Here is an 18,993-nt window from a genome sequence, read left to right as displayed (position 1 = left end):
ACGTCATATTTTGTAGAAAATGACGTCATATTCTGTTTTATGTTACGAAGTGTGCGTTTCGTTCCACATCTTTTCGATGTCCTTTATATCGATTTGGAGCAGTTTCATCTGTCGGAAAACCTCCGGCAGCATCTCGTTCATAAACTCGTTTTTGCGTTGCGTCAGTATCTGCGTGCGTGCGTTGGGCGACACGAAGTAGCCTAATCCTCGCTTGTTGTAGATTATTGCATCGCGGGCGAGTAGTTCGTAAGCCTTTACGGCGGTGTTGGTGTTTACCTCCAGCATGACGGAGTATTCCCTAACCGAGGGTATTCGGTCGTCTGCCTTGTAGTTTTCGGCAATTATCTCGTCGCATAGGCGGTCTGCCATCTGCTCGTATATAGCCTTGTTATTATTGAAATTCATAATTAAATCCTTTCTTTTAAAGTTGAGAGGGGAGATTGTGGAGGGCTGCGAACAGCCCTATCCACAAGCAATAACTGTTTAAATATTCAACCAGCGAGTATTTATGGCTTGCAGTCTGCAGTAGATGCGGTAAGCAAAATAGTAGCAAACCACTATTTGAACGATGTTGAAAATTAAAGAAAACCATTTGTTTGATATCCATTCAGGGATATATACCACGTAGTCGGTGTACTTGTAAACGAGGTAACCATAGCCAACAAATAAGCTGAAAACGATGATTGAAAGGAGGACGAGTGCTAAGGAGGTCTTCAGCCAAGCCGACTTTCTGAACAGCATACCGCCCAAGATGTAGAAGGCGTTGGGAGTTAAGATAAGTAATGTCATTGTCATTGATATGGACATGCCACTCTCTCCCATATATGGTGTAATATCAAAGTTTCTGGTTTTCATTATTGTATCCTTTGCCATGACAGTCATTGAAGCAAACGTTCCCTTGTGCAACAACATGTTGATGAGCATTTGCAGGAGGTCGGCTACAAAGAAAGCAACAACCAAAATTACTACCACAAGAAGCGTAGAACCTATTGCACGTGCTACAAACTTCTCAAGATTGCTAGCCGGCAATAGAAGTTCGTCTATCTTTTGTTGCTTTGTCTTCAAGTCGCTGATAATCATTGAGCCACCAAGAACTATATATATAACTGATATAATGCCAAAAAGACCTGATATGTTGAGGAATGCAAGCTGATAAGCTTCATTGCTAAGGGCTTCTAATTTGAAAGGGTTACAAGCAAATACACTTAAGAAAGTGAAAACTAACATCAGCTCCAAGAATGTTCTGAGGTATTCTTGTTTTCTTATCATTACGAGTCTTGAGCAAACATTGCCAAATCGTTGTATATTGAAATTTTCCATATTGCAGTTTTATTTCTATTGTTTTACAAGTTCTTTACTTTATTACTTCTGTGCACGAGTGGTACGGTCGTCTACACTTCCATTGCCCTGCATACTGTAAACAGGCTTGTTGCGGGTTACACCGGTGAGCGTTACCGAACCGTTGCCTTGTACTCCTAAGTTCACATCGCCGCCTAAATCGAACATTAAATCCATTGACGCATTGCCCAAAACATCCACATTCGTGAGGTCTACGGTTAGGTGTGACAAGTCTACATCGGCATTTCCTTGAATATCCATCTTTAGACTTTTCGCTGTAAGTCCTGCGATGTCAAGACTGGCGTTGCCAAGTGTCTCGATGTTTATGCTGTCTCCTTGCATCGCTTTGTCGATGTTTATATATGAATTCCCTTCTTGGTAGATGTTGCGCAAGGCAGGCATTGTGATGTAAATGTCGGTAACGAAGTCTTCTCTTGTAAATCTTCCGAAGTTTAATTCGTTGTTATTAGAGAAGAGTTCCCTTGTATCAGATACTGTCAGTACGCCGTTCTCAACTTTTGCACTTACGTTAGCAACCAACTTTTCCTTGCCTTTTACCACTACTTTAAATATGTCGCCGGGAATGATGTTCACCGTTGAGTTGCCAAACAACCGAAGGTCTTGGAAGGGCGTAACCTTTATTTCCTTTGTTATTACCTTACCCATATCTCTTTTCTTGCGTATGCACGATGTGAACAACAGTGCGAAAACCAATATTGAAAGGCATACGTTGAATGTAAAACCAAATATCTTTTTCATGTCTTTTCCTCCTTATTGATTGTTTAGTTTACCTAATGTTGCTGCATTGAAGAGCAATTCCAAGTTGATTGTAGTTTCGGGGCTGTCTGCCTTTCTGCGTGCAATTACGGCGTTGCCTTGCAGCGATGGTTCGGCGTAAAGCACGTTTTCGTCCATTTCGTTGGCGTTGCGGTAAGTAAATTCGTACTGTTTTGCAATCTCTTCTACCGATGCGTTGATTATCATCTCCGAGTTATTGAGAATGAAAACATGGTCGAGCAACTGCTCAACATCGTGCACTTGGTGCGTAGAGATAATGAGCGACGAGTCGGCAGGCAGGTTTCCGGCTATCACCTTGCGGAAAAGTGCCTTTGAAGGAATATCAAGCCCGTTTGTAGGTTCGTCCATTAAAAGGAGTTGGCAGCAAGAAGCCACGGCAAAACTCATATAAATCTTCTTCTTCTGACCCATTGACAGGTGCTTGAAGTTTACGTCCGACTGCATTTCAAAGTCTTGCAGACACTTCTTTAAAATCTCATCGCTGAAGCGAGGGTAAAAGTCCTGATGGATTTTCACATACTGCTCCAGCGTGAGATTTGGAAGATTATATTCTTCTGGCACTACATATATCTCGCGAAGCATTTCCGGACGGCGATTCTTTGTTTCCATTCCGTCGATGCTAACCTCTCCGCTCTTCGGGCGCAACAAACCTGATATTAAGTAAAGCAAAGTGCTTTTACCCATACCGTTCTTGCCCAAAAGACCATAAATATGGTTTTCTCTGAGCGTTAAATTCAATCCGTCGAACACCTTTCTCTTGTTTCCGGGATAGTTGAATACTAAGTTCTTAATTTCAATCATAGTTGTATTTTTGTTTTAATTATCATGTTTCGTTATACTGTATTACTTATGTAGTACACTGCAAAAGTATGTATTAATTCGATAACCTCCAAATTTTAGAGCAACTTTTTTTGCAAAATAGCGATATTTTTCTTTCTTTTTTACTTCTCAGTAGCTTTACACCTTATTATATATAAGGGCAATATCAGACAATGGCTTTCATTCGGGTAGCATACAAGACTACAGCAGCAAAAGCATCGGAGCTGCTCGTGGAGATTGAAAGAATAATAGGAATTAAAGTGCTGCAAAGCGATAAAAATGTATAAAAAGTAATCTTTTTTGAAATAACTCTTGCATAATTGGAAAATATTGAATATTTTTGCATATAGATAACGCATAGATATTCTGTAGTATGAAAGTAAAAACCAAAAGATTAGAAACGATAAAGATGCTCATCTCAAGTATGGAGCTGAGTTCTCAAGAAGAAGTTATCAAGGCACTGGAGAAGGAAGGCTTTAAGCTGACACAGGCTACATTGAGTCGCGACCTCAAGCAGTTGAAGGTGGCAAAAGCTGCCTCTATGGGTGGAAAATATGTTTATGTGCTGCCTAACGACTCAATGTATAAACGTGTTTCAACACCACGAATAGCCTCGGAAATGCTTCGCCACAGCGGCTATCTTTCCATTCAGTTCTCCGGGCAGATGGCTATTATGAAGACGCGTCCGGGCTATGCCAGTGCCATTGCCTACAACTTGGACAACAGCGATTTGCCCGAAGTATTGGGAACAATAGCGGGCGACGATACCATTTTTATTGTTTTCAAGGAGGGTTGTTCGCACGAAGATGTGCTGAAATCGCTCTCTTATGTTATTCCGGAGATTGCGGAATAGTGTAAAAACGGTTATCCGAAACCAACAAACCTACTTTGTGCCTGCGCAGCTGTACGCACAAAGTAGGTTCATTGTGTATTCTTTCTATTGTTTTTATGGCGGTCCGGTAGAAGGCTATCGGGGGAAACGATTTTGTTTTTCTTGCTTTCGGAAGGGGCAGAAAACAGCTTTGATTTTGTAAACATTATTCTGTTAAAAAGTGATAACTGCACTTTGACGTTGCGAAAGCGTAGGTTTTGCGATGCAAAACCTACGGTTTTACCGTGCAAAACAGCCGCTTTTGCAATGCAAAACAATAGGTTTTGTAATACGCTGACAGCAAGATAGTTATGAAATAGATATGCTTCCGAAAAATATTTACAAAATTCCCGCCTTTTTCCTGCTTATCAAATAAGAGATTTTGCCGTATTTTAACCCCAATCGTCGTTAGCGTCCTTGACCGGTTTTGTTCGATTGTTGAGCAGCTGTGCCGACATTTCATCGAATGCGTAGCGGGCTACGGCGAGATGGAATGGCTGCGCAGATGGCGGCAAGCGGACGAAAGCGGTAAGGAAGCATGACGGTAGTAACAAATCTAAGCAGATGCGTCCTAACGACAGATTGGGGTTTAAGTATGAGGGAACAACAATAACGGCTCTTTGAAAAGACTGTCGGAGAAATCTGTATTTTGTTGTTTTCTGTTTCAGCGACATAAAAAAAGTGATAGCTAAATACCGGCTATCACTCTAAATCTATGTGCTTTACGTTCATGTTTTCTGCCCAGAAAATGCGTGCAGTCTCTTTAAACTTGTCGGCGTTCTCGGTGGTATAGTAGCTCACCGTACCACCTTTCGTGCAAAGTTCGTCCATTTCGGTGTGGCGGGCAAGATAGTCTTTCAGACTGTCGGCAACATATTCGCCTTGCGATACGATTTGTATGCCGTCGGGAACGTATTGTTTTATCTTCGGCATAAGAATGGGGTAGTGGGTGCAACCCAATATAAGTGTGTCGATGTCGGGGTCTAACCACAAGATGTGGTCGATGCGTTTCTTCACGAAATAGTCGGCACCTGCACCTTCCGCCTCGTTGTTTTCAACGATGGGCACCCATAGCGGACAAGCCACCCCCGTAACACTCAGGTCGGGCCATAGCTTGTTTATCTCCATATTGTAGCTTTCGCTTTTTATCGTTCCCGGCGTAGCCAAAATGCCGATGTGTTTGGTTTCGGTCAGTTTGCCGGCAATTTCAGCAGTAGGACGTATAACTCCCAGCACACGACGACGTGGGTCTATGTCGGGCAGGTCGTTTTTCTGAATGCTGCGAAGGGCTTTTGCCGATGCCGTGTTGCAACCGAGTATCACCAATTGGCAGCCCATATCGAAGAGTTTCAGCACGGCTTGGCGCGTGAATTGGTAAACTACGTCGAACGAACGAGAGCCATACGGGGCACGCGCATTGTCGCCAAGATAAACGTAATCGTATTGTGGCAACAGTTCGCGAATGGCTTTCAGAATGGTGAGTCCGCCATATCCCGAGTCGAAGACACCTATCGGACCTGCTGCTTGTGGAGGCAATTTGTTCATAGGCTTATTGTAAAGCTGTTTTCAAAGCTATTGTAATGTCTTCGCCAACCATATTGTTCACGTATGGCAGCGCGTTGTTGTCGGCGTTGAGAATGAAGGCGTAGCCGCTTTCCTGCGCCATTTTGGCAATTACTTTTTTCAGTTTGGCGTGCACGGGAGCGTATGCCTGCTTCTCGGCTTGTTCTATCAGGCGGTCGGCTTCCTTCTTAAAGGCAATGTTCTTGTCTAACATTTCCTGCAGTTCGGCTTGACGTTTCTTCAGTATTGAGGGTGCAAAGTTGCGCTGACCTTCAAGAAAGTCTTCGTATTTGGCGTGGAAATCGTTTTCCGAACGCTTTGTTTCTGCATCGTATTTTGCCCGTAGTTCGTCAATGCTTCGTGTAGCCATGGCGTACTCGGGCATTGCTTTCAATACTTCGTTGTAGTTGAAGTAGGCAAACTTCATTGCGTTTTGTGCACTCGCCATAAGCGGCAAGGCTGCAAGAAGGAGGAATAAGAAAGTTTTCTTCATTATAATATATGGTTTTTATCCTTGTAAAAGGGTAAATTAAACCCAAATCGGTCATTAAGCCGCATTTGCTTATATTTGTTATTACCGTTATGCTTCCTTACCGGTTTAGTGCACTTGCCGACATCTGTGCAGCCATTACATCTCGCCGTAACCCGCTACGCTTCCGATGAAACGTCGGCACAGTTGCTCAGCAATCGAACAAAACCGGTCAAGGACGCTAATGACCGATTGGGGTTAAAAAGACCACCGCAACAAGTTTATTCTTGCGGTGGTCTTACTCTTTCCGTTCGCTTTCGTAGCGTTGGGAAATGCTAACGGGGAAAGACACCCGCCCTTAGGATTGTCGGGAATGGCTGTTCGAGCCACCCCGAGTTTCGTTTTTTGTTACTTCATCTTGGCAAGTTGTGCCTTCACTTCAGCGGTGATGTCCTTGCTGATAGCCTCGTTGATGTAGAGAGGTTGGCCGGCTGCTTTCTCCATGATGTAGATATAGCCGCCATTCTTTGCCACTGTTTCGATGGCACTGCGTACCTTGTCGAGTACAGGACCGAGCTTTTGCTGTTGCTGTTCGTTGAAAGCCTTTTGGTTGTCTTGTGCAGTTTGCTGAATTTTGGTGTACATATCCTGAAGTGCCTTCTCGGTTTCAGCCTGCTTTGTGGCATTCATTGTACTCTTGGTCTTGTCGTACTCTTCTGCCTTGCGCTGCAATTCAGCTTGCATATCGGTGAGCTGTTTCTCGTATTCCTTGCCTTTGGCTTCAAGTTCTTTCTGCACGTTGGTAGCCTCCGGCAATGATTGCAAGAGTGCCTGAGAATCGAGATGGCCGAACTTCTGTGCAAACAAACTCATAGGAGCACAGAGCATCAACATTAAAATTAGCTTTTTCATTTTTCTTCTTATTGTTTAAAATGTTTGTAATTGTCTGTTTGTTATAAATCTATTTCCTGTCGTATGGCTTTGCAGCCATAGCGGTTATTGGTTGCCGTAGCCTAACTTTTGCAACACCTCGTTGCTTATATCGACCTTTGGCGAGCCGTAGATGATGCCTGCAGTACTGCTCGAACGGTCGATAATGAGGCTGTAGCCGCGTTGGTCGGCAATGTCTTTGACGGCGTTGTATATTTCGTCTTGAATAGGAGTGATGAGGCTGGTGCGCTTTTTGAACAGCTCGCCTTCAGGACCAAAGTATTTGCGCTTCAGGTCGGCAGCTTGCTTCTCCTTTGTCATGATAGCCTCTTGCTTTTTCTTTTTCTGCTCCTGTGAGAGGAACACAACTTCGTTCTGATAGTTCTTATACATCGTGGCAGCCTCCGTATTGAGGGCTTCCACCTCTGCTTGCCACTTCTTGCTGACTTGGTTCAACTGCTCGTTGGCACGTTCGTAGGCAGGGACGTTGCTAAGCACATACTCCATATCGAGGAGTGCAAACTTCTGTGCATGGGCTGTTATTGCAAAAACAGCCACCAAGCATAATGCGATTAACTTTTTCATTGTCAATTTCTCTTCTTGTTATTTCTATACGCCACCCGTATGGGAGTGGCATTGTTAAGTTGTTAAAACTCTTGTCCTAAGATGAAGTGGAACTGGCTTCCACCTCTTTTTCCAAAGACTTTGTCGAAACCGTAAGCCCAGTCGATACCCATCATACCCACCATTGGAGGAAGATACGGACACCTAAACCTGCCGAACGTTTCATGTCGAATGGGTTGAACTTCGATGTTTCTGTCCACGCGTTACCTGCTTCGACGAACCCAAGACCAAAGATGGTGGTGTTGCCCAAAAGGAACGGATAGCGGAGCTCGAGCGTCATGCGGTCGTAAGCGTAGCCTTCGCCGTACTGCGTGAGCTGTCCGTTGTCGTAACCGCGCAGACCAATGGTTTCTTGCGCATAGCTTGAAGAGTATCCGCTCATACCGTCGCCACCCATATAGAAGGTTTCAAACGGGCTTTTCTTGTAGCGGTTGTAGCTTCCCAACAAGCCTAATTCAACACGGGTCATCAGCACGAAGCACTTGCTGCCGTTGCCAAGAGCTGTGAAAGTGCGTGCCTTGAACTTCCATTTGTGGTATTCCACCCAACGGTATTTCTCTTGTTGCTCTTGTTGATAAGTAGCCGAGAAACGGTCGTTGGCAAGGTTCTTGTAGTCTTTATTGTCGAACTTAGACCATGGCGGTGTAATAGAGAGCGATACAGTGAACTCCGAACCCGTGCGAGGGAATAGCTGGTTGTCGGTTGAAGTACGGTTGAGCGAGATGTTCAGGCTCAAGTTGTTGGCTGTACCGTTCGACATTAAGGGGAAGTAACGCCAGTTCTTCAAGATGTAGCGTTGATAAGAAAGCTGCAAAGAGAGCTGGAAATAGTCGTCCGGCCAGCTTAGTCGCTTACCCCAACCTGCATAGAAACCCCAGATTTGAATGTACTTGTCGGGGTCGAGATAGTTCTCGTAGTTGTTGTAATTGTAATTTCCTACGCCGTACATGTAGTTGTAGTAGTTCTGCATATAGCTGCGGCTGTAGTAGCTTGTGTTCACGTCGGTAGACTTAGAGTAGTTCGCACCAAGTGTAAACTGAATAGGACGCTTGCCTCCAAACCAGTTTGTTGCGTATTGCAAACCGTAAGACTGATAGTATTTACCGTTGGTTTGAGCATTCAACGACATTGTTTCGCCATCGCCAATAGGCAGGAAACCTCTGTGCTCCTTGTTCTTTTTGAGCAAGTTTGCAATAGAGAAGTTGTTCAGTTTTAAGCCCATTTGCAGCAGCGCACCCATCTGTCCCCAACCTAAGGATAGTTGTATTTGGTCGTTAGACTTTTGTTTTAAGTTCCAATTAATGTCCACCGTACCATCTTCATAGTTGGCTTTTGGTTCCGGATTAACCGATTCCGGGTCGAAGTGTCCCATAGATGCCAAGTCGCGAGCAGTACGCATTAAGGCAGCTTTAGAGAAGAGGTCGCCCGGCTTTGTGCGCAATTCGCGGCGAACAACATTCTCGTAAATGCGGTCGTTACCATTGATGCGCACACGCTTGATGCGTGCTTGCTGACCTTCGTAGATACGCATTTCAAGGTCTACTGAGTCGCCGACAATGTTTACTTCCGTAGGTTGCAAGCTGTAGAAGAGGTAGCCGTGGTCCCAATATTGGTTACCAACCGACGACTCGTCTTCCGTTAATCGCTTGTTAAGGAACTTCTGATTGTAGACGTCGCCTTTCTTCATGTCGAGCAACGAATTAAGATAATCGGTGGTATAAACCGTATTTCCGACCCAGTTGATGTTGCGAATGTAGTATTTCTTGCCTTCGTCTACCTTCACATACACATTTACGTGCTTGTTGTCTTCGTTCCAAATGCTGTCCTTTAAGATAGTCGCATCGCGGAAACCGTGCTCGTAATACTTTTCGATAAGGTGCTTTTTGTCTTCCTCCCAACGTTCGGGAGTGAACTTCTTCGCCTTGAAGATGGTCGATAACTTGCCTGCTTCGTTTGTTTTAGCGAAAGCACCTTTCTTAAAGAGCGAACCTTTTATCTTCTTGTCGTGCAGTTGTTCGTTGCCATCTATAATGATGTGGCGAACTTTTTTCTTTTCTTTCTTGTCTACTTCTATATCAAGAATGACTTGATTCTTTGCCGTAATATCGTCGCGCTGGCGTATTTGCACGGTAGCATCTTTATATCCCTTATCGTCAAAATACTTTTTTGCGAGAATTCTTGCGCGGTCTATCATGTTAGGTGTTATCTGTCCACCTTTTATAATGCCCAACTTCTGGTCCATATCTTCACGTTCGCTTTTCTTTAGCCCATGATAGTTGATGTTGGAAATGCGCGGACGCGTTTGTAAGTATATGTGCAGGTATGCCTTTTCGCCCACCAAGGAATCCACGGCAATTGAAACTTCGGAGAATAAACCATGTTTCCAATAACGTTTTACTGCGTTTGTGATGGCTGTACCGGGGATTTCGATGTCTTGTCCTATGGTTAATCCTGAGATTCCCGCAAGAACATAGTCTTCATAACCCTCCACTCCCGATACGGAAATGCCTGCCAACTTATACAGTTGTGGGTTGGTGGCGTATGAAATGGCTGGTTTTACAATTTTCTGTTGCGCTTTCATCTGCAAGCTGAAGCTGAAAATTGCAGCCAAGAGCATTAAGAGTTTTTTCGTATTACTCATTTATAGCGTTATCTTTTTTATTTTCTTGTTCTGTTTCTACTTGTTTTTCTGTCTTTCCAAAGCGACGCTGACGTCCTTGATAGTCGGCTATTGCTTTGTGCAAGTCGGCTTCTGAGAAGTCCGGCCAATAGGTGTCGCAGAAATATAGTTCCGAATAGGCTAACTGCCAAAGCAGATAATTGGATATGCGGAACTCTCCTCCCGTTCTGATAAGTAGGTCGGGGTCGGGCATAAAGCTTGTGCAAAGACTGCCGCTAATGGTGTTTTCGTCGATGTCGTCGATGCTTAATTCGCCTTTTTGCACCTTTGCTGCTATCTGCTTTGTGGCTTCTGTAAGTTCCCAACGTGCAGAATAGCTTAGGGCAACCACCATTGTCATGGTGTCGTTGTTTGCCGTATGCTCAATGGTTTCGCGGAGCTTGTCTGCTACCGTTGCAGGAAGGCGGTCGATGTCGCCAATAACTTGGAAGCGTACATTGTTCTTCATGAAGATTTCGTCTTCGAGAGAAGTCAGTACAAGTCCCATAAGTGCAGCTATCTCGTCGGACGGTCGATTCCAATTCTCAGTGGAAAAGGTGTAAAGCGTAAGGTACTTTACGCCCAACCGGGTACACTCCGATGTTATCCGACGCACTGTATCTACACCCGCTTGATGCCCATACGAACGTGGCTTGTTGCGTTCTGTAGCCCAACGACCGTTGCCGTCCATAATGATGGCAATGTGTTGCGGTATGCGTTTCATATCTAATTCTTCTGCCATATTTTGAGAAGATTGTATTGTTTCTTATTTGTTATAACCGATTTAATGGGCGACTGTTGCCTATTCGTCTTCGTTATGACAAGTGCGGCACTTTGCCATAAAACTGTAAGTGAAGGTGAGTTGCAGCGTAGAATAGCAGTCGGTGTTCTTGAAAGCTCCACTACTTTTTATGTCGTAGGGGTCTTTCTGTCCGTCCAGCTCATCGGAAAGACAGAAGTGCATTGCCCATTCCAATCCGATATTTGTGCGTTCTCCCATTTTGTACTTGATGCCCAAGCCTATTGGAAGGTTCGCCGAGAAAGCCGATTTCCTGTCTCCGTCTTTTATCTGTACGTAGGTTGCGCCTAACCCGACAGAAACAAAGGGTGTAAAACGCTGTGCTCCTCTGTACTCTCTTCCTGTGCCATAGGGTTGGAAGTTGTATTCGTAGGCAACTCCAACGTCTACCAATGCATTGCTAAATTCGTAGGGCTTTGCTGAAAACTTAGGGTAGTAAGTATTTACATCGCTCGACTTTCCCTGCATCTTTCCATACGAAACGTTGAACTTCAGTCCCATATAGGGGCTGAAAGCATAGCGTGCCGATAATGTTCCCATAGGCTGAAGGTCTTTCGTCAGCGAACCGTTGAAGTCGCCAAGATAGCCCATCAATCCTACGCCCGCACCCAATTCCATCTTATATTCCTCGCCGTCCTGCGCCTGAACGGGTGCAGAAGCGATGAAGAGCAATATATAAAAGAGGATACGTTTCATTTTTTAGCTTTTATTCTTGTTGGTTGTGGACGGCTCTTTACAGCCTTACAACCACCTTTGAAAGTTTATTCTGTAAAATCGGTTTGAGGCTTTTCCCACCCCATACTGTTTATTCTGCCTTTCCAAACTTTGCTGCCGCTGACAATCCAAATGTAGTTTTTACTGTCGGCTGTGGCTGCAAAATATCCCGAAGGGGTAGCAGCAGGGTAGACATAAGCCTTGTTGGTTGTCCAGACAACGCCACTGTTGCTGCTTTCTTTTACCTGTGCAAACTTGCCGTCGCTTGTTACACCGAACGCCATTGCCTTGTTGTTGTAATAAAGAACGGTAAGGAAGTTGTATTTGGGAAGTAGGAAAGTCTCGCTTGCTTCCGATTTTACGAACGACCATTTGTGGTTTGTTGCAGTGTTTGAATAGTCTACGAGCTTGCTCCACATTATGGCATGGTTGCTTGTTGTGTTTGTTCCGAAAAGTACCACCCTGTCTATTTGGCTGTTTGCAGCCAATGGCCGGCACATATAGCCGACACTTTCGGTCGGCAGTTTTGCTGCATCGGTGTCCAATGTCTCTGTTGTCCAGTTGGCACCGTTGTCTTTCGATACCATAAGCGTTTTACTGTCAGAGAGCGCATACAGCTCTGTTTTGCTTGCAGCAACAAGTTGTTGCAGCGATGCGGTGCCTGTTGTTTCCCACGTTTTACCATCGGTAGTGCGCTTGATTTGCCCGTTGTCGAGCAGGTAGATGGCACCTTGGTTCACGATAACGCTCTTGTAAGCCTCTGCTGCAAAGGTTGCAGGAAGCTGTGTCCACGTGTTTCCGTCCTCTTCTGATGTGAAGTAGCCGAGTGTCTGACTGCCTTTCTTTCCGAAAACGTAGATTTTCTTGTCGTGTGTTACCATCTTTGCGTTCTCGAACAGTGCAAAGTCGGCATTGTCGTTGAATGCTTTCCACGTAAATTCGTCGCCACGTTGCTTGTGCACATTTACCGTTATGGTGTAGGTACGACGGAAGTTTTGGTTCTGCGAATAAACGAAAACGGTGCGTGGTTGCGAGAAGTCAATAGAGTCTTTCTGTGCGTATGGCGTCTGATTGTCGTCTGTCAGCGACTTGAAATATAAGGTACCTCCGCTTTTTGTTACAATATTGGCAATCACAGCCTTCACTCTCGCTCCGTAAGGCAGCGAGTCGGGGTTGTAAATCGTTCCGTTGTTGTGGTCGATATAGAACCTATGTTTGTTGATTTTCCTATATTTAGCGATAACTGTCGTGTCTTTTCCTGCCTTGGTAACGGTATCGAGAGGAACTTTTATTTCTTGAAGCGAGAAAGCAACAATAGAGGTCTCCCGCGACCTTTTGTCCTCTCTTTCGTCATCGTCGTTAAAGCACGAAGTCAGCGCAAGTGCTATTGTCAGCATTGCTATAAGGGAATATATCTTATTTCTCATTGAGTTGGAATTATACAATTTGCCTGCAAATTTAATTAGAATTCTTTAGATACTATCCGATTTTGATAGTTAATTATGTAAATTATTGAATTTAGCTCCTATTTTTAAGTTTGTTTAGTAAAGACTTTCGATATAATTTCGATTACCTACAATTAGGTAAATTAATTATAAATCGGCGAAAGACTTTCTCTAATTCAATTATTTTGTCTACATTTGCCCCTATAAGTTACATCTTAAAACAAATATATTTATGAAAGAAAATAAAGTTTTGGTAAGCAATTTACCATCAGAATGCACCACGATAATTGTGGGACAGGAAATGACAAGCGACGGTTCAATGTTAGTGGCACGTTCCGAAGACTGGGACGCCATGGAGGCAAAGAACTACGAAATCTACGAAGATACAACCGAAGGCGCAACCGAATATGTAGCAAAAGACAGTCCTTTCCGCTGCGAACTCCCCAAAGAGGCTTTGGGGTACAGCGCATTGGCACCCTATTGCCTGCCCAACCACTGGGGAAGCGCAGGCTTTAACACTGCCGGTGTGGGCATGAGTGCCACGGAAAGCATATTCAGCAGCGACGAAGTGCTGAAGTACGACCCGCTTGTAGAGAACGGTATCGCCGAGAATTCCGTATTCAACGTTGTTCTGCCTACGTTCGCACGGCGCGCGAAGGCGTTGAACGACTGGGAATGCTGATAGAAAAGCACGGCATTGCCGAAGGTTTCGGCATTGGTTTTGTCGATAATAAGGAGATATGGTATCTTGAAACAGCGTGTGGTCATCGCTGGTTGGCTTGCCGTATGCCGAAAGACCGGTATTTCGTTACAGGCAATCAGAGCCGTTTCCGCCTATACGACCCATTGGATACAGAAAACTATATGGCTTCCAACGACCTCTTGGAGTTTGCCGAGAAGCACGGTCTGTACGACCCCAAGAAGGGCAGTTTCGATTTCCACGAAGCCTACGCACGCGACATAAAGCTCGACACCACATACAATTATCCACGTGTATGGGGATTGCAGGCAATGTTCTCGCCCGGCATAAAAAACGATGTTACAAAGAATACGTTCCCTGTTTACGCCAAGGCAGAAAAGCCTATCAGCATTGCAGATATGCGCCACGCCTTCCGTTTCCACTACGACAATACGGAGCACGACCCTTATTTGCACAGCAACCCTAAAGAACCTTACCGCCCGGTGTCTATCTTCCGCACCACGCAGACCCATATCTTGCAGGTTCGCCCCGAACTCCCGCAAGCCATTGGTTGTGTAAACTATGTGGCTATGGGCATGGCAGACCTTGGCTTATTCCTTCCGCTGTATCAAGGTATCACCTCTTATCCGGAGGCTTACACAAAAGGCGAAGGTAAATCGAGTGCCGATTCGGCTTATTGGAAATTCCGTAAGGTGATGGCATTGGGTATGGTGAACTACAACAAATATGCGCCAATCATCAAGGAAGCCTATCTGAAGTTTGAGGCAGAAACCGACCAACGTCAGCGCGAAATGGAAGAAGAATATCTGCGCATTTACAAAACGCAGCCTTTACGCGCAAAAGACATGTTGCAGGAATTTTCCGACAAGATACTCACCATGGGCATAGAACTTGCCGACCGCTTGCAGGAAGAGCTGTTCACACAGCTTACAAAGGATATTCAAGCGGAATATCTGTTCCACGGCGCATAATCTCTGCCGTTGCTTAGAACGACATACATAGAGGCGGGTGTACCAAACAAGCTGTTTGGGTACACCCGTTTTTCGTAGTAACTACACCCTGAAAACGTGAGTTCTTTACTGATTTTGTTCGATTGTTGAGTAGCTGTGCCGGCATTTCATCGAAGGCGTAGCGGGCTACGGCGAGATGTAACGGCTGCACATCTGCCGGCAAGCGGACGAAAGCGGTAAGGAAGCATGATGGTAATAACAAATCTAAGCAAATGCGTCCTAATGACAGATTGGGGTTTAATATACGCGCAGAAGTCCGTTTGGTCCTGCTGTGCTCGCTCTGTAACGTGTCATTGTTTTGCCCTTTTCGCCACTTACAATGTTTCCGCCTGTGTTAAGGTTGTAGGTTCGCTTGCAGGTTTTGCAAGCAGCAATGCCTGTTCCGCTTACCGTTAGTTCGTAAGAGCGAAGTGGCGGTGCATTCAAGTCGAAACAATTGGGGCATTGCAGGTCGTAAGCAAAGAAGCGTGCAGGCGTATCAAGGTTGCCAAAGCCCACTATCAGCCCTCCGTTCATACCTATACGCAAGTGGCTTTGCAACTTGTCGTCGATGGCATTGAAACGCTTTTCCGACTCCATTCCCTGATTGTTTTTAAAGTAAAAGTAGTTTGTTCCGTCTTTGTAAAGTGGTTTTATCGTTGTGAATACGCCCGGCGAGAGTGCATTCATCGCACTGGCAAGCGTTGCATCGAGATGCACAGCGTTGTCAATCGTCAGGTTGCAATGGTAGTTGCTGTATTCATAGTCTACGTTATCGCCGCAAGCTGTCAGCGCGAATACTGCCAACAGTGCCATTATGCTTTTGCTGATTATACTTTTTACCTTCATGAGCCTTTACGTTTTTGCTGTAAGATTTTGTTTATAAAACGGCAATTCGCCGCATTTATTGAGGTAAGAAAACCATAAAATAATATAAAAAAGCACTCGATTGCGAAATTATCGCTACTTTTGCCCTCGTTATGAAATGCTATCGAATTATATTTACCCTTTGGTTCTTGCTTATTGCCGTGGGTAGTTTTGCGCAAGAACACATCAATCCGGAAGACCGTGTGGTAGACCTGAACTCTCCCACATTTGTGCCGATGGTGCATATTGGCAAAGCAAAGGTGGGCAACGACAGCATACAATATGTGCGGACAAACAAGATTTACATTTTTCCGCCTATGGAATTTAAGAACGAAAAGCAACGCCAAGCCTACAACCGCCTTGTGGCTAACATAAAAAAGGTGCTGCCGTTGGCAAAAGAATGTAACCAAATCATATTGGAAACGGGTGCTTATCTCCAAACCATTCCTACCAAAAAGGAACGCGATGCGCACATGAAAGCAGTGGAAAAAGACTTAAAGGAGGAATATACACCGCGCATTAAAAAGCTTACTTATTCGCAAGGAAAGCTGCTGATAAAACTTATCGACCGCGAAACCCATTCTACGGGCTACGAACTCATACAGGCTTTCCTCGGTCCCGTGCGTGCAGGTTCTATCAAGCCTTTGCGTGGGTGTTTGGTGCCAGCCTTAAAAAGCGGTACGACCCTAAAGGTGCCGACCGTCTTGTAGAGCGAATAGTGCTGCAAGTAGAGGCCGGGCAGCTGTAATAAGGTGCTTCTAAAATTCCTTTATATAGCTTTTATTCGTAGCAGTAGAAACGTATAGGAAAGAAGATGAAGTTTTTTCGATTCCGCCGTATGATATTAAAAATCCTAATTGTCGATTTTTGGAAACACTAATTTATGTATTTAGCATCTTGTCTTGCTGAAACAGCAACACCAAGAAATCAAATTTTTTCCAATATTTTCCCATTCTTTCTTTTGGTTATCAGATAAGTCTTTATCTTCAAATATCGTAGTTTTTTTCTCCATCAATTTTAGAAAATTACTGAAAACATTCTCACCCAAGCCCTCTATTATACATTTTTCTAAACCCGTCTTATAATCTGTTTTGAAAGTATTCTGTATACAAAGGGCGTCGATATTTTCGTACCAATATTTATAAAATTCTGGATCTTTGGAATTGTATAGTCCTTTTTTCATATCAAAAAAAGACCAGTCTTTCAATATGCAGCGTTTAATGTTTTTCACATTAAGTTCTTTATCTTCTAATATTACTGAAAGAGGTAGTAAGTTCTCTATTTCCATCACATTTTGCATAATGTAATGCCCACAATTGAAAGGTTTCTTCCTTAATTCTTTCTCTACAGACTTGCAAGTGTCACCTTTCTTGTTACATGTTGGATATTTTTTATCACTGTCTGTTATGGCAAATGCGAAGTGCTGTTTAAGTTCTACTTCTTGCTTAATGACTTGCCCAATAGTAGAACCTCCGCCCATCAGACTAAAGAAGTTAGTAGCTATATTTTTCGTCTTGTTTTTCCTTTGGTAATTAGATAAGATATATTTTACAAAGAAACGAGCGTCCGATAGATTTTCTGTTATCAGATGCGTTTCTTCTTCAAAATTGAAACCAAGATATTCTGTAGGGTTAATGTAGATATCCTTATCTTCTTGCCGAGTATTTTCTTTTGTAGTAACATGGCAGATTATATTAACTTCTGATTTTATAGCTTTTATTTGATAGTTCTTTTTCTTTACTTTCTGTAATAATGCTTTTTCTATATGTCCTAATAAAGGGCATTGCATTAGTCTATCATAATCAGATAGATCAAAGAATACTATATGTTTGCCGAACTGTATTGCCCATAATAATCTACGCAATACATTGACAAACTCTTCGTTCTTCCCTTGAAGGACTTTGTCTACAAAATCTTCCTCTACTTTAATTAGCATATATCGTCAAAGAATCCGTAAGGCCAATTGCTTAGGTATCCATCCTTGTCAAAAGATGAATAAGATACATTCTGTTCCATTCCCTCTTCTTTTGCATTGAACAAGATAACACTCACGTCATCAACAGATAGATTTGCACTTTCTGCTACCAATAATCCTATTTTATTAACAATGACTTCAGAATGAGTTTCTACCAAAAAACGTAAGTCAATCTCATTCTTCCGTGCTATCTCTATGGTCTTGTAAATCATACTAGCAAACTGTCCTTGCATACGTGGGTGTAAGTGTAACTCTGGCTGTTCTATTACGACAAACCTTGGATACTTCCTTATTCTTCTAGATGTGTCATCATCACGGTCGATAAATATGGAGTCCCATATAGACAGAGTAACAGGCAATATCTGAGAATAACCACAACCTACGTCAGCAATATTGCGTTTAGGCTTCCCTTCTTCTTCTATCAGAACCTGTACAAGACTCATTGTCTGTGCTATGTCTACTTTGAAGTTGTAAAAGTCTGACAACCATTTATTAAATGAATCTAATAGATTGGTTTGTTTCAAGTTCAGTAGATAGGAAGGGACGTTCTTTCCATCGGGGGAAACACTGTCTATAGCGATGTTACTATTGGGATAAGTGCGTTTGGACTCTGCACGTAAAGGCTTAATATAGATAAGATTGTCGGTGAAGTTTCTTAAATAATCATTAATTTTGTCTATAATTGTATTAATCTCAGAATAGATAATGTAATTATGAAGTTCTTCAAATAACTTATCATCTATATTTCCTATTTTATCTATCAGTCTTTCTCGTTGGACTTTTTTATTTAATAGGGATCGGGATAATATAAAGTTGAGAAATAAATGTTTATCTGATGTTACACCTATCTTTTTCCATAGTTCCTTTTCGTATTTGCGTTTTTCTTCATAGGCTTTATATGAAGTCTCAGAATCTATAAAATCTATATTAGGGATGATTTCTTTACCCAATTCTGCATATTGAGAGTGTTTTGTAGGATTGATAGACTCTTCATTAATCTTAATAGAAGATACGAGCGTGTTAGTAAAACTGATTTCTATATGGTCTCCACAATCAATTCGTATTGACTTAATGTAGTCGGCTTTGTTATCCTCTTGACCAATAGTTAAGGTTATATCAGCAAAAACTATATCTTTTGGGACGCTAAAGGAGAACTTAGATGTCTTAATTTTGAAAGTAAATGTAATATCTCCTTCTCCGTTCCTTACAGTATTTCTAAAATCTTGAGTGTCGATGCCATCTTCACTGCTCCAAAGGAGAGCACCGTTCTTCCTTACTCCAATACTCTGTTTAATCAGTGCGAGGATTTCCAAAAAAGAACTTTTCCCACTACTGTTGGAACCTACCAATAGATTAATAGGTTTAAAGCTGAAAGTATCAGTATCTTCAAAACATTTATAATTGACTAATCTAAGTGTTTCCATTATAATTTA

General features: G+C 43.2%; 18 protein-coding genes and 3 pseudogenes. 4 read left to right on the top strand and 17 right to left on the bottom strand.

What is annotated here, in order from left to right:
• Positions 1 to 42: 42 nt before the first annotated feature.
• The 4 genes from JCM15124_RS00295 to JCM15124_RS00280 all read right to left on the bottom strand — a co-directional run bounded on the left by JCM15124_RS00295 (position 43) and on the right by JCM15124_RS00280 (position 2,937).
• On the bottom strand, positions 43 to 405 hold the full coding sequence (locus JCM15124_RS00295) for a GntR family transcriptional regulator (RefSeq protein WP_024997820.1): 363 nt from the start codon (positions 403 to 405) through the stop codon (positions 43 to 45).
• Between the two features lie 78 nt (positions 406 to 483).
• On the bottom strand, positions 484 to 1,269 hold the full coding sequence (locus JCM15124_RS00290; RefSeq protein ID WP_232220019.1) for a hypothetical protein: 786 nt from the start codon (positions 1,267 to 1,269) through the stop codon (positions 484 to 486).
• A 93-nt stretch (positions 1,270 to 1,362) separates the two neighbouring features.
• Positions 1,363 to 2,097, bottom strand: coding sequence for a GIN domain-containing protein (locus JCM15124_RS00285; protein WP_024997818.1), 735 nt, complete (start codon positions 2,095 to 2,097; stop codon positions 1,363 to 1,365).
• 12 nt (positions 2,098 to 2,109) lie between these two features.
• Positions 2,110 to 2,937 (bottom strand): ABC transporter ATP-binding protein, encoded by an 828-nt coding sequence (locus JCM15124_RS00280; RefSeq protein WP_024997817.1) that lies wholly within the window; start codon positions 2,935 to 2,937, stop codon positions 2,110 to 2,112.
• A 391-nt stretch (positions 2,938 to 3,328) separates the two neighbouring features.
• Here JCM15124_RS00280 and JCM15124_RS00270 point away from each other — a divergent pair, with 391 nt between their 5' ends.
• Entirely contained in the window at positions 3,329 to 3,808 is a 480-nt protein-coding gene (locus JCM15124_RS00270) for an arginine repressor (protein ID WP_024997816.1), read from the top strand.
• Between the two features lie 410 nt (positions 3,809 to 4,218).
• Here the strand turns inward: JCM15124_RS00270 and JCM15124_RS15625 are convergent, their stop codons facing one another.
• The 3 genes from JCM15124_RS15625 to JCM15124_RS00260 are packed head-to-tail and all read right to left on the bottom strand — an operon-like array spanning position 4,219 to position 5,882.
• The gene (locus tag JCM15124_RS15625) at positions 4,219 to 4,500 is read right to left on the bottom strand and encodes a hypothetical protein (protein ID WP_156930573.1); all 282 of its coding nucleotides are present in this window, start codon (positions 4,498 to 4,500) and stop codon (positions 4,219 to 4,221) included.
• Between the two features lie 28 nt (positions 4,501 to 4,528).
• The gene (gene murI, locus JCM15124_RS00265) at positions 4,529 to 5,371 is read right to left on the bottom strand and encodes a glutamate racemase (protein WP_024997815.1); all 843 of its coding nucleotides are present in this window, start codon (positions 5,369 to 5,371) and stop codon (positions 4,529 to 4,531) included.
• 4 nt (positions 5,372 to 5,375) lie between these two features.
• On the bottom strand, positions 5,376 to 5,882 hold the full coding sequence (locus tag JCM15124_RS00260; protein WP_024997814.1) for an OmpH family outer membrane protein: 507 nt from the start codon (positions 5,880 to 5,882) through the stop codon (positions 5,376 to 5,378).
• Between the two features lie 75 nt (positions 5,883 to 5,957).
• On the opposite strand from JCM15124_RS00260, the gene JCM15124_RS15620 reads away from it, so the two are divergent.
• Positions 5,958 to 6,197: a hypothetical protein gene (locus JCM15124_RS15620; RefSeq protein ID WP_156930571.1), complete on the top strand. Its 240-nt coding sequence runs from the start codon at positions 5,958 to 5,960 to the stop codon at positions 6,195 to 6,197.
• Positions 6,198 to 6,266: 69 nt separating this feature from the next.
• On the opposite strand, the gene JCM15124_RS00255 is transcribed toward JCM15124_RS15620, so the two are convergent.
• The 6 genes and pseudogenes from JCM15124_RS00255 to JCM15124_RS00230 all read right to left on the bottom strand — a co-directional run bounded on the left by JCM15124_RS00255 (position 6,267) and on the right by JCM15124_RS00230 (position 13,011).
• Positions 6,267 to 6,770 carry an OmpH/Skp family outer membrane protein gene (locus JCM15124_RS00255; protein ID WP_024997813.1) on the bottom strand — a complete coding sequence of 168 codons (504 nt, stop codon included), beginning with the start codon at positions 6,768 to 6,770 and terminating at the stop codon, positions 6,267 to 6,269.
• An 84-nt stretch (positions 6,771 to 6,854) separates the two neighbouring features.
• Positions 6,855 to 7,373, bottom strand: a complete 519-nt coding sequence (locus JCM15124_RS00250) for an OmpH/Skp family outer membrane protein (protein WP_024997812.1) — start codon at positions 7,371 to 7,373, stop codon at positions 6,855 to 6,857.
• 62 nt (positions 7,374 to 7,435) lie between these two features.
• Positions 7,436 to 10,053, bottom strand: a pseudogene (locus JCM15124_RS12610) (BamA/OMP85 family outer membrane protein).
• The gene (locus tag JCM15124_RS00240; protein ID WP_024997811.1) at positions 10,046 to 10,813 is read right to left on the bottom strand and encodes an isoprenyl transferase; all 768 of its coding nucleotides are present in this window, start codon (positions 10,811 to 10,813) and stop codon (positions 10,046 to 10,048) included. The pseudogene JCM15124_RS12610 and the gene JCM15124_RS00240 overlap by 8 nt, the downstream one beginning before the upstream one ends.
• Positions 10,814 to 10,873: 60 nt before the next feature.
• The gene (gene porG, locus JCM15124_RS00235) at positions 10,874 to 11,566 is read right to left on the bottom strand and encodes a type IX secretion system protein PorG (protein ID WP_024997810.1); all 693 of its coding nucleotides are present in this window, start codon (positions 11,564 to 11,566) and stop codon (positions 10,874 to 10,876) included.
• Between the two features lie 65 nt (positions 11,567 to 11,631).
• Complete coding sequence (locus JCM15124_RS00230; protein WP_024997809.1) at positions 11,632 to 13,011, bottom strand: DUF6242 domain-containing protein; 1,380 nt, start codon at positions 13,009 to 13,011, stop codon at positions 11,632 to 11,634.
• Between the two features lie 250 nt (positions 13,012 to 13,261).
• Between JCM15124_RS00230 and JCM15124_RS12605 the strand changes: the two are divergent.
• A pseudogene (locus tag JCM15124_RS12605) lies at positions 13,262 to 14,700 on the top strand (C69 family dipeptidase).
• Positions 14,701 to 14,713: 13 nt separating this feature from the next.
• Here JCM15124_RS12605 and JCM15124_RS15615 read toward each other — a convergent pair.
• Complete coding sequence (locus tag JCM15124_RS15615; RefSeq protein ID WP_156930569.1) at positions 14,714 to 14,941, bottom strand: hypothetical protein; 228 nt, start codon at positions 14,939 to 14,941, stop codon at positions 14,714 to 14,716.
• 35 nt (positions 14,942 to 14,976) lie between these two features.
• Positions 14,977 to 15,567, bottom strand: coding sequence for a hypothetical protein (locus tag JCM15124_RS00220; RefSeq protein WP_024997808.1), 591 nt, complete (start codon positions 15,565 to 15,567; stop codon positions 14,977 to 14,979).
• A gap of 131 nt (positions 15,568 to 15,698) precedes the next feature.
• Between JCM15124_RS00220 and JCM15124_RS12600 the strand changes: the two are divergent.
• A pseudogene (locus JCM15124_RS12600) lies at positions 15,699 to 16,333 on the top strand (DUF4294 domain-containing protein).
• A 141-nt stretch (positions 16,334 to 16,474) separates the two neighbouring features.
• On the opposite strand, the gene JCM15124_RS00210 reads toward JCM15124_RS12600, so the two are convergent.
• A complete protein-coding gene (locus tag JCM15124_RS00210; RefSeq protein WP_024997807.1) occupies positions 16,475 to 17,521 on the bottom strand; it encodes a hypothetical protein in 1,047 nt (348 codons plus the stop codon).
• Positions 17,515 to 18,984 (bottom strand): DUF3696 domain-containing protein, encoded by a 1,470-nt coding sequence (locus JCM15124_RS00205; RefSeq protein ID WP_024997806.1) that lies wholly within the window; start codon positions 18,982 to 18,984, stop codon positions 17,515 to 17,517. Before JCM15124_RS00205 ends, JCM15124_RS00210 begins: the two co-directional genes overlap by 7 nt.
• Positions 18,985 to 18,993: the final 9 nt, after the last annotated feature.

Source organism: Prevotella falsenii DSM 22864 = JCM 15124, assembly GCF_000613945.1.
GTDB lineage: Bacteria > Bacteroidota > Bacteroidia > Bacteroidales > Bacteroidaceae > Prevotella > Prevotella falsenii.
This window is presented reverse-complemented; position numbering and strand designations above follow the sequence as displayed.

What these genes read in the sequence shown, in the direction of transcription:
- JCM15124_RS00295 (WP_024997820.1), bottom strand. Translation starts at nt 405, where the DNA reads ATGAATTTCAATAATAACAAGGCTATATACGAGCAGATGGCAGACCGC.
- JCM15124_RS00290 (WP_232220019.1), bottom strand. Translation starts at nt 1,269, where the DNA reads ATGATAAGAAAACAAGAATACCTCAGAACATTCTTGGAGCTGATGTTA.
- JCM15124_RS00285 (WP_024997818.1), bottom strand. Translation starts at nt 2,097, where the DNA reads ATGAAAAAGATATTTGGTTTTACATTCAACGTATGCCTTTCAATATTG.
- JCM15124_RS00280 (WP_024997817.1), bottom strand. Translation starts at nt 2,937, where the DNA reads ATGATTGAAATTAAGAACTTAGTATTCAACTATCCCGGAAACAAGAGA.
- JCM15124_RS00270 (WP_024997816.1), top strand. Translation starts at nt 3,329, where the DNA reads ATGAAAGTAAAAACCAAAAGATTAGAAACGATAAAGATGCTCATCTCA.
- JCM15124_RS15625 (WP_156930573.1), bottom strand. Translation starts at nt 4,500, where the DNA reads ATGTCGCTGAAACAGAAAACAACAAAATACAGATTTCTCCGACAGTCT.
- murI (WP_024997815.1), bottom strand. Translation starts at nt 5,371, where the DNA reads ATGAACAAATTGCCTCCACAAGCAGCAGGTCCGATAGGTGTCTTCGAC.
- JCM15124_RS00260 (WP_024997814.1), bottom strand. Translation starts at nt 5,882, where the DNA reads ATGAAGAAAACTTTCTTATTCCTCCTTCTTGCAGCCTTGCCGCTTATG.
- JCM15124_RS00255 (WP_024997813.1), bottom strand. Translation starts at nt 6,770, where the DNA reads ATGAAAAAGCTAATTTTAATGTTGATGCTCTGTGCTCCTATGAGTTTG.
- JCM15124_RS00250 (WP_024997812.1), bottom strand. Translation starts at nt 7,373, where the DNA reads ATGAAAAAGTTAATCGCATTATGCTTGGTGGCTGTTTTTGCAATAACA.
- JCM15124_RS00240 (WP_024997811.1), bottom strand. Translation starts at nt 10,813, where the DNA reads ATGGCAGAAGAATTAGATATGAAACGCATACCGCAACACATTGCCATC.
- porG (WP_024997810.1), bottom strand. Translation starts at nt 11,566, where the DNA reads ATGAAACGTATCCTCTTTTATATATTGCTCTTCATCGCTTCTGCACCC.
- JCM15124_RS00230 (WP_024997809.1), bottom strand. Translation starts at nt 13,011, where the DNA reads ATGAGAAATAAGATATATTCCCTTATAGCAATGCTGACAATAGCACTT.
- JCM15124_RS00220 (WP_024997808.1), bottom strand. Translation starts at nt 15,567, where the DNA reads ATGAAGGTAAAAAGTATAATCAGCAAAAGCATAATGGCACTGTTGGCA.
- JCM15124_RS00210 (WP_024997807.1), bottom strand. Translation starts at nt 17,521, where the DNA reads ATGCTAATTAAAGTAGAGGAAGATTTTGTAGACAAAGTCCTTCAAGGG.
- JCM15124_RS00205 (WP_024997806.1), bottom strand. Translation starts at nt 18,984, where the DNA reads ATGGAAACACTTAGATTAGTCAATTATAAATGTTTTGAAGATACTGAT.